Genomic DNA, 8666 nt, shown 5'->3' with positions numbered 1-8666 from the left:
ATCCGCGTCCGGCGGCACGCCGGATGCGTCGGAGACGAGCCGGCATGCCGGGCCCGCCGAGGGGGGAACGAACATCGAAAATGACGGCCCCGAGGGCGGGCAGGATAGCCGAAATGCCGCCGTTGCACTACGATTCGCCGAAATCGGCACTGTTCCTTTCAGGCCCCAGGCCTAGCCCGCGTGCGAGCCAACCTCATGAGCCATCGTTTTTCCGTCATTCAAACCGCTCCCCCGGATTCGATCCTGGGGCTGACCGAAGCATTCAATGCAGACCCGAACCCGAACAAAATGAACCTGTCGGTCGGTGTCTACAAGGACGAAAACGGACAAACCCCGATCCTGAAATCGGTCAAAGCAGCCGAGCAAAAGATCTTGGACACGGAAGCGACCAAGGGCTACCTGTCGATCGACGGTTTGCCCGAGTACCGCGACGATGTCCGCAATCTGGTGTTCGGCCAATCGCTGTCGGCCGATCGTGTGGCGGTGCTGCAGACCCCCGGCGGCACCGGGGCGTTGCGAGTCGCCGCCGATTTCATGCGGACCCAATTACCCGCAGCACGAATCTGGATGCCGAACCCCACGTGGGCCAATCACCCGGCGATTTTTGAAGCGTCCGGGCTGCCGACCGAAACCTACCGCTACCTCGGCGACGATCGCACCTCGCTGGACCTGGACGGCATGCTCGGTGCGCTCAAAGAGAACGCCAAACCCGGTGACGCCATCTTGTTGCACGGTTGCTGCCACAACCCGACCGGCATCGACCCGACGCCCGAGGATTGGAAACAGATCGCAGCGGTGGTCGCCGAAAAGAACCTGTTGCCACTGATCGATTTCGCCTACCAGGGATTCGGCGACGGAATCGAACAAGACGCGGTTGGATTGCGAACGATTCTCCAGCACGTCGAAGAAGCGATCGTCTGCACCTCGTTTTCCAAAAACTTCGGCCTGTACAGCGAGCGTGTCGGCGCGGTCTCGTTGGTCGCCGCCGATGCCCAACAATGCGGCGCGGCGCTCAGCCAACTCAAACGGGTCGTTCGCACCAACTACAGCAATCCGCCACGCCACGGCGGCGCGATCGTCGCGACGATTCTGGCCGATGACGATCTGACGAAGCTTTGGAAAGAGGAACTCGACGCGATGCGTTCACGAATCACGCGTCTGCGAGAGCAGTTCGTCGAAACCATGAAGTCCACCGGCGCCGGCCACGACTTTTCATTCCTGCTTCGCCAGCGAGGCATGTTCTCCTACAGCGGACTCAGCCCGCTGCAAGTCGACGAGCTGAAGAGCAAGTACGGCATTTACATCGTCGGCAGCGGTCGGATCAACGTCGCCGGAATGAACGAAACCAAAATGAACTCCCTTTGCGAGGCCGTGGCCTCGGTGATGTCATGAGCAGCGAAACGTCATCCGGTGAATCAACAACGGGTCAAACCAAACCGTCTGTACTCCGTCCATCGGTATGCATCGACGCGGTCTTCGAAGACGTCGCCCGCCGCGACGCGATCGCCCGCGTCAAAGCGTGTGGGATCGATGCCTTCGAATTCTGGGGCTGGTGGGATAAAGACCTTGCCGAGATCCAGGACGCCGCGGCCGAGCACGAAATGAAGATCGCCGCCTGTTGCACCAAGTTCATCAGCTTGGTCGATCCGGCGACGCGGGCGGAATACCTGGACGGGCTGGGCCAGTCGATCGAAGCGGCCAAACGCCTCGGATGCCCGACGCTGATTTCCCAGGTCGGTGACTTTTGCCCTGACACTTCCCATGAAGCCCAACACGATTGCCTGGTTGATGGCCTGCGCGAAGCGGCGCCGATGCTGGAGCAGGCCGGCGTCACCCTGGTCTTTGAACCGCTGAACGATCTGATCGACCACGTCGGATACTACTTGGTGCGAAGCGAGCAAGCGTTTGCGATCGTCGACCAGGTCGACAGCGAAAACGTGAAGGTCGTCTTTGACATCTATCACCAGCAGATCAGCGAAGGCAATGTGATTCGCAACGCGACCGCCAACATCAATCGGATCGGCCACTTTCATGCGGCCGGAAACCCGGGTCGGAACGAACTGACACGGGGCGAGCTGAATTACGCCGAGATCTTTCGCGCGATCCGCGAAACAGACTACGACGGGTACGTCGGACTGGAATACTGGCCTGTTGACGATGCGGAGGCCGGCTTGAAGGAGGCGACTCGATTGGTCAGCGGCACCTAGCGTCTTGTTCCAATTCGATGTTCGTGTTGATGGGTGGTCCGCGAAAAGCCAGATACGAATGGCCCGGGCTGAGTGAGCCGACGGCACTCGCCGCGGGCCATGGATTGCTCTTCGCGACTTGTAAGGCCCGAGGCTAGTGCCTACATGTAGCGCCCGAGGCTAGCGCCTACGGCTCAGTTTTTCGCTCGAACGTTCCGGGTACGATGTCACCTCGGGGCGTCGCTGGCAGAACTCTTTCGGGATGACCAACGTTAGAATGTCTTGCAATCATCCACGCGGTACGGAATTTCACCAGGGGGACTGGCACCTTGTTTGCCAGCATGGAAGGTTTCCCGCCATGGCTTGCGGATGTGCACCCATTCTCGAATCGAGACGATCTAGGTCGCGGTGAACGAGCCCATGCCCGGTACTGGTGGGAACTTGGTGTTCCCGGACTTTCTGCCGGATCGCGACTTTCGCTGCGACATTCCTTCACGAGAGGAATATCGGCGGCGGGCCTGTGCCAGGTTTCTGACCAGCCTCGATTCTCTCAGATCGAGACGGTCATCCAGGAGTGCGACTCGAACAGAATTCAAGACCAGCAAGAAACTGACGAAAAATACCGATGCGATCAAGATCCAACCCATGGTGTCACCCCAACCTAAGACAGAGTACCCCGACGGTGAATGATTTGACGCATATTTCATGCCAATCAGCGTTAATCAGGCAGTTAGCCACATCGAGTCGTTCCCACGCGCGTCCGTCGCCCCCCCGAAACCCTGACCTTGCGTTCAGTTTTGAGTGGCCCACTGACGTCTCAATTGACCATCGGTGAAAATGACGCAGAAGCCCCGATTCCTTCGTACCCGCTCCCCATCAATGCCTGACCAAGCCCTGCCCTACGATTCGTTCTTGCTGGTTTCCTTTGGTGGCCCGGAAGGCCCCGAAGACGTCATGCCCTTCCTGGAAAATGTGCTGCGTGGAAAGAATGTGCCACGCGAGCGGATGCTGGAAGTCGCCGAGCACTACAACAGTTTTGGCGGGGTCAGCCCGATCAACCAACAGAATCGCGATCTGCTGGCGGCGATCAAGGCCGAGTTCGAAGCCAATGGAATCGATTTGCCGGTGTATTGGGGCAATCGGAATTGGCACCCGCTGTTCCCGGACACGCTGCGGCAGATGAAGGCCGACGGCTGCAAACGCACCATCGCGTTTTTCACCAGCATGTTCAGTTGTTACAGCGGTTGCCGCCAGTACCGCGAGAACATCATCGCGGCTCAGCAGGAGGTCGGGGAGGGAGCGCCGATGGTTGAAAAAGTGCGGATGGGGTTCAATCACCCGGACTTCATCAACACCATGGCAGACAGCGTTCGCAAGTCGCTGGCGGGACTGGGGGCGGAACCCGGGGCCGCGACGGTGTTGTTTACCGCGCACAGCATTCCGATGGGGATGGCAGACAACTGCGACTATGTCAAACAGCTGAATGAAGCGTCGCGTCTGGTCGCCCAGGCGGCCGGGATCGACAAATGGCGTTTGGTCTATCAAAGCCGCAGCGGCCCGCCACAGCAGCCTTGGTTGGAGCCGGACGTGTGCGACACGATCGCGGCGATGGACGATGCAGCAGACAATCCGCAGCACCTGGTGATCGTACCGATCGGCTTTGTCAGCGACCACATGGAGGTGCTGTACGATTTGGATGATGAAGCCGCGACACTCTGCCGAGAGCGTGGCATCGCGATGAGCCGTGCCGCAACACCGGGCACCAGTGCCGGTTTTGTCAGCATGATTCGCAAGTTGGTGGAGGAGCGAATCGGGCGACGCGAGCAGCGGGATGCGGCCGGCGACCTGGGGCCCTGGCATGACGCCTGTCCGGCCGACTGCTGTCTCTACACGCCGCGGCGGCCTCCGGCACGAGCGTAGTGTTACGTTCCCTTTCGACGCCCGGGGTTCATGGGTGATTCGCGAAACGGCGTCTGGGCAAGCGCTAGTGGACGACGCGACGAGTCCCCGCAGTGCGCAATCAGAATGGATTCGTCGCCTCGTCCACTACCCCAAAACCAAGCAACGACCGAGACGCTCTTGACGCGATCGGCCCGGATTTCTTATCGCCTGGGGGATGTTTGCCGATCGCTTTCGCCGACTCTCCTGCGCCTTGCTGGTGGCGTGTTTCACGCCGCTTTGCGGTTGCCGCATGGGAGCTCCGATTCACGTCTGGGCACCGCCGACGCTGCAATCAACGGTCGGACATTCGGTGATGGTGCCAAAGATCGTCGGCCCTCGCGAGCTGGCCGATCCGATCCATGAGAAACTGTTGCAGGCGGCGCCGAACGATGCGGGGCGATCGACTCGATTGGTCTCTGCCGAAGAAGCCAGCCGATCGACGAAGGAGGGCGATTCGGGCATCGCGCTGGTCTCGTACAGCGTCGAAGACGAGAGCGATTTGGCGCTGGCAAAAACCGCTCAGCAGAGTCGCATCGACTTTATCCTGCGCGGCGAGATCTTGCCGGACCGGCGTCCGCGATCGATCACCGAAGCGGGCAAGCAGCTGACCGTCTCCTGGCGATTGATGCCGGTCGGTGCCGACCGCCCGGCGCAGTCCGCGGGGCGACCGCTGGGTCAACCGATCGTGGTGGAACTGGAATCCGCCTTCAAACGTTATCCCGATTTAGCTTTGGCCACGGACCAGGACCTGGCGTTGCAGGCGGCAGTCGTCCGCGACACCCTGCCATTGATCACCCCGACGGTCTGGCGTGACCGGGTGCAATTGGAGATCCCCTACTTGATGCCCGGCACGCAAGCGATCCGCCAGGGCAATGCCTTGGCGGTCGCCGGCCGCTGGGGCGAGGCGGAAGCGAGGTGGCAGGAGGCCCGTGATCGCTATCCGTTCTCCTCGGTCGCGGTCCACAATCTGGCGATCGCCGCGGTCGCCCGTCAAGACTTTAGTCAAGCCCGGTCGCTTGCGCGACGTGCCGTGCGGATGAAGCCGACCAAGCTGCACCAGCAAACGTTGGTCTGGGTCGAGCGCAGGCAGCGAGCGTATCACAAGGCGTTCGGCTTGCCCGATCCGCCGGAGGGCTGGTCGGTGACGCGAGCGCAGTGACCTTTCGATCACAAACTGAGCCGCAGGCGCTAGCCTCGGGCCTTACAAGTCTCGAAGGGCAACCCAAGGCCCGCGGCTAGCGCCGTCGGCTCATAAAGCAGGTGGAACCGGGCGTTAGCCTACGGGCCTCCATCGACGCTGGGGGCGCGAATCGGCTGATGCCACTCGTGTTTCGGCGCGCGATGGCTGCTGTGAGTCGACGATCCATTGTCATGCACCACCTTCTGGCGAAGGCAGCGACTGCTCACTCGGGCAGATTCAGGCGATGCTTGTTTTGCTCGTAGAACTTGGTGATATCCAGTGACGCCCGGCGCTCTTCTTCCATCAGTTGGATCCGCGCCTCCAGCCGCTCGATTCGCCGGGCCATTTGCGGAATCAATTCCTGTGTCGTCTCGGCCGGCTCGGGCTTGGGAACGGCGGGATAACCGAGGTGCCGCTGGAGGGCGCTGAACAGATACAGCGGGTCTTTGCGGCGATTGGCCAAGGCAATCCGGCCTTCCTTTTCGCCGAACAAGAACGGGCCTTTGTCTTCGGTCGGTTTGCCGGCGGCGCTGAGCTTCTTGCGATAATCTTCGCTGACCAGGAAGACCAGATCGGCGAAGTCGACCAGCCCGATTTGGGCTCGCAGCCCCAAGATCCAACGGCTCCAGCGGTCGTCAAAGATCGGGTCTCCGCTCATCGCCGTCAATCCGCGATCGTAGGAGAGACGATTTCGGCACAGCACCTCGAACTGATAAAAGAACATCCCGGCCGGGGTGGCCGTTTCGACCCGATACTCGGCCTCGGCCCGCATGATCTGGAAGGCGGTGTTCATCATGAACCGCCCCGTGTCCAATTCGCTCTGGTCGATCAAGTAAGTCTGAAACGGCGTGAAGTAATGGGCCAGCTGCCGCATCGCCGGGCCGAGCAACCCCGAATGCCGGACCTCGGTCAGCATGTACTCCATCGCCATCGGCAACCGAGTGGTCGCCAGGACTTCATGACGAAGCTGTTCGAGCAGATCTTGAATCGGGAATTGGCCGCCGGCTTGCTCGTGCAGCAGTTCGAACAGGTGGGCCTGTTCAATATACTCCTCGCGATCGAGGATCTGGCCCCGCTCGGGCGGCTGGGTCGGCTGTTTGGGGTTCAGACGTGGCATGCCAATAGGGTAACAACCGATGCGGTGTTCGGGTCACGGGCGACGCGACGACGTTCGCCAGCGTGTGGAACCGGGGAACCGCCTTCTGGCGAAGGCAACGACGTTTAGGCCGCCCACGATGACCACGCCCTGGTCGTCGACCGCAATGCAATTTGCGCACTTGACGATGCGTACCGAGTGTCGCCGTGTTCTCCGAACTCGGCGTGCGCGAAAAAGCGAAGCTTGGCCCCGAGCCGACCTCGGAAAGGACGGCGACTGTCCGGCACAATCGAAAACCAAGCTGCGGCGGACCACTAGCCGTCGAAGCGACCAACAACGATGCAGGCGTTGTGGCCGCCGAACCCGAAACTGTTGCTCATCGCGATCTTAACGGCCCGCGACTTGGCCTGGTTGGCGGTGTAGTCGAGGTCACAGTCGGGATCCGGCGTTTGCAGATTGATGGTCGGCGCGATGGTTTCCGACTCGATGGTTTTGCACAGGATCACCGCCTCCATTCCTCCACTGGCACCGAGGGAGTGGCCCAGCGCGGACTTGGTGCTGCTGACGCTGACCTGGTAGGCAGCGTCACCGAAGACGCGTTTGATCGCGGTGGTTTCGGCTTTGTCGCCCAGCGGGGTGCTGGTGCCGTGGGCGTTGATGTAATCGACCTGCGTCGGTTGGATGCGGGCGTCGGCAAGGGCCGCCGTCATCGCGGCGGCCGCGCCGATGCCGTCGGCGTCAGGGGCGGTGATATGACCGGCGTCGCTGGTGGTTCCGTACCCCAGCACTTCGCCGTAGATCTTGGCGCCGCGTTTCTTGGCGTGCTCGAGCTCCTCGAACACCAACACCCCGGCACCTTCGCCGAGCACGAACCCGTCGCGATCGGCGTCAAAGGGACGGCTGGCCGTGGTCGGTTCGTCGTTCCGGGTCGAAAGCGCTTTCATGTTTTGGAACGCCGCCAATCCCATGCGGGTCAGCGCCGCTTCGCTGCCCCCGGTGATGACCAGATCGGTTTCGTTGAGCCGGATGCTGCGCAGTGCGTCCCCCATCGCGTTGGTCGCGCTGGCACAGGCCGTCGCGACGGCATAGTTGGGCCCTTTCAGGCCGTAGGTGATCGACAGATTCCCGCCGGCGGCGTTGACCATCATCTTGGGGACGGTGAACGGGCTGACCCGCGAGGGGCCTTTGGTCAACATCCGTTCGATCTGGTTTTCGATTTCGATCAGCCCGCCGATGCCGCTGCCCAGGATGACGCCGCAACGTGTGCGGTCGAGCGTGGCGAAATCGACGCCTGAATCCGTGACCGCTTGATGGCCGGCGTGCACGGCGAATTGGGTGAAGCGATCCAAACGCTTCGCTTCGCGGGGATCGACGACACCGTCGAGCGTGAAGTTCCAAACCTCGCCCGCAAAGTGGACCTTGTAGTCCGACGTGTCGAGCAGTTCGATCTTCCCCACACCGCTTTCCCCGGCGATCAATCGCTCCCAGGTCGTGGAGACATCCAGGGCGAGCGGAGTGACGGCGCCGATGCCAGTGATGACCACACGGCGATCACCTCGGAAAACTTGTGGTTGTGACACGGTGTCGGATGAACCCTGGGTCATCGTGATGCCTTCAAGTGATCAATACAGCGAACGTGAAGCTAAAGCGACGTTCGAGGAGTCCGAATGAAAAATGCCGCCCACGATTGATCGGCAAGCGGGCCCGGTGGGCCGGTTTACCATCTGACCATGAGGCGGCAATGCGATTGAACAACGGGGGTGCAAACGAGGGGCGGGGGAGAATCAGGCGTCTTCGCCCTTGGCATTCTCGATGAAGTCCACAGCCTCGCCGACCTTCTGAATCTTTTCTGCAGCTTCGTCAGGAATGCTGATGTTGAATTCCTCTTCAAGCTCCATCACGAGTTCGACGGTATCCAACGAATCGGCACCCAGGTCGTTCACGAAGGACGTCTCGCGGCTGATCTTGTCTTTTTCGACACCAAGTTGTTCAGCAACGATATCGACCACGCGTTCTTCGACGGTAGCCATAAGCAATCTCCAATGGTTTGATCGGCAAAGGGAAGTTATTCGAGGGAACGAAACGCCCCTCATCTGTAGGGAGGAACGAGACGGCAAGGGTTGGAGCCCGGAGACGCTTCGTTGATTCGCCGAAAAGATAGGGGAAACAAGCAAAAGACGTCAATATCCCGGGATTCTGCACTCGCCAACTCGGTCGTGTTTTCAGGTTGAACGATGGACTGCGAAAGCCGTGGCGACGCCCG

General features: G+C 60.9%; 7 protein-coding genes. 4 read left to right on the top strand and 3 right to left on the bottom strand.

Annotated elements, in window-relative coordinates; translation table 11 throughout:
• Window positions 1-195 precede the first annotated feature (195 nt).
• The 4 genes from Mal15_RS01875 to Mal15_RS01860 all read left to right on the top strand — a co-directional run bounded on the left by Mal15_RS01875 (window position 196) and on the right by Mal15_RS01860 (window position 5286).
• A complete protein-coding gene (locus tag Mal15_RS01875; RefSeq protein ID WP_147866194.1) occupies window positions 196-1392 on the top strand; it encodes an amino acid aminotransferase in 1197 nt (398 codons plus the stop codon).
• Window positions 1389-2207, top strand: a complete 819-nt coding sequence (locus tag Mal15_RS01870) for a hydroxypyruvate isomerase family protein (protein WP_147866193.1) — start codon at window positions 1389-1391, stop codon at window positions 2205-2207. The genes Mal15_RS01875 and Mal15_RS01870 overlap by 4 nt, the downstream gene beginning before the upstream one ends.
• An 858-nt stretch (window positions 2208-3065) precedes the next feature.
• Window positions 3066-4106 (top strand): ferrochelatase, encoded by a 1041-nt coding sequence (locus Mal15_RS01865; RefSeq protein ID WP_147866192.1) that lies wholly within the window; start codon window positions 3066-3068, stop codon window positions 4104-4106.
• A gap of 271 nt (window positions 4107-4377) precedes the next feature.
• Entirely contained in the window at window positions 4378-5286 is a 909-nt protein-coding gene (locus Mal15_RS01860; RefSeq protein ID WP_147866191.1) for a tetratricopeptide repeat protein, read from the top strand.
• A gap of 244 nt (window positions 5287-5530) precedes the next feature.
• Here the strand turns inward: Mal15_RS01860 and Mal15_RS01855 are convergent, their stop codons facing one another.
• The 3 genes from Mal15_RS01855 to Mal15_RS01845 form a co-directional block, all read right to left on the bottom strand.
• Window positions 5531-6373, bottom strand: a complete 843-nt coding sequence (locus Mal15_RS01855; RefSeq protein WP_147871802.1) for a hypothetical protein — start codon at window positions 6371-6373, stop codon at window positions 5531-5533.
• Window positions 6374-6717: 344 nt separating this feature from the next.
• Window positions 6718-8007 (bottom strand): beta-ketoacyl-ACP synthase II, encoded by a 1290-nt coding sequence (fabF, locus tag Mal15_RS01850; protein ID WP_147866190.1) that lies wholly within the window; start codon window positions 8005-8007, stop codon window positions 6718-6720.
• Window positions 8008-8187: 180 nt separating this feature from the next.
• Window positions 8188-8433 (bottom strand): acyl carrier protein, encoded by a 246-nt coding sequence (locus tag Mal15_RS01845; protein WP_095739641.1) that lies wholly within the window; start codon window positions 8431-8433, stop codon window positions 8188-8190.
• Window positions 8434-8666 lie beyond the last annotated feature (233 nt).

Origin of the sequence: Stieleria maiorica (genome assembly GCF_008035925.1) — a bacterium.
GTDB lineage: Bacteria > Planctomycetota > Planctomycetia > Pirellulales > Pirellulaceae > Stieleria > Stieleria maiorica.
Note: the sequence above shows the minus strand (reverse complement) of the source record. Positions and strands in the feature narration are given on the sequence as shown.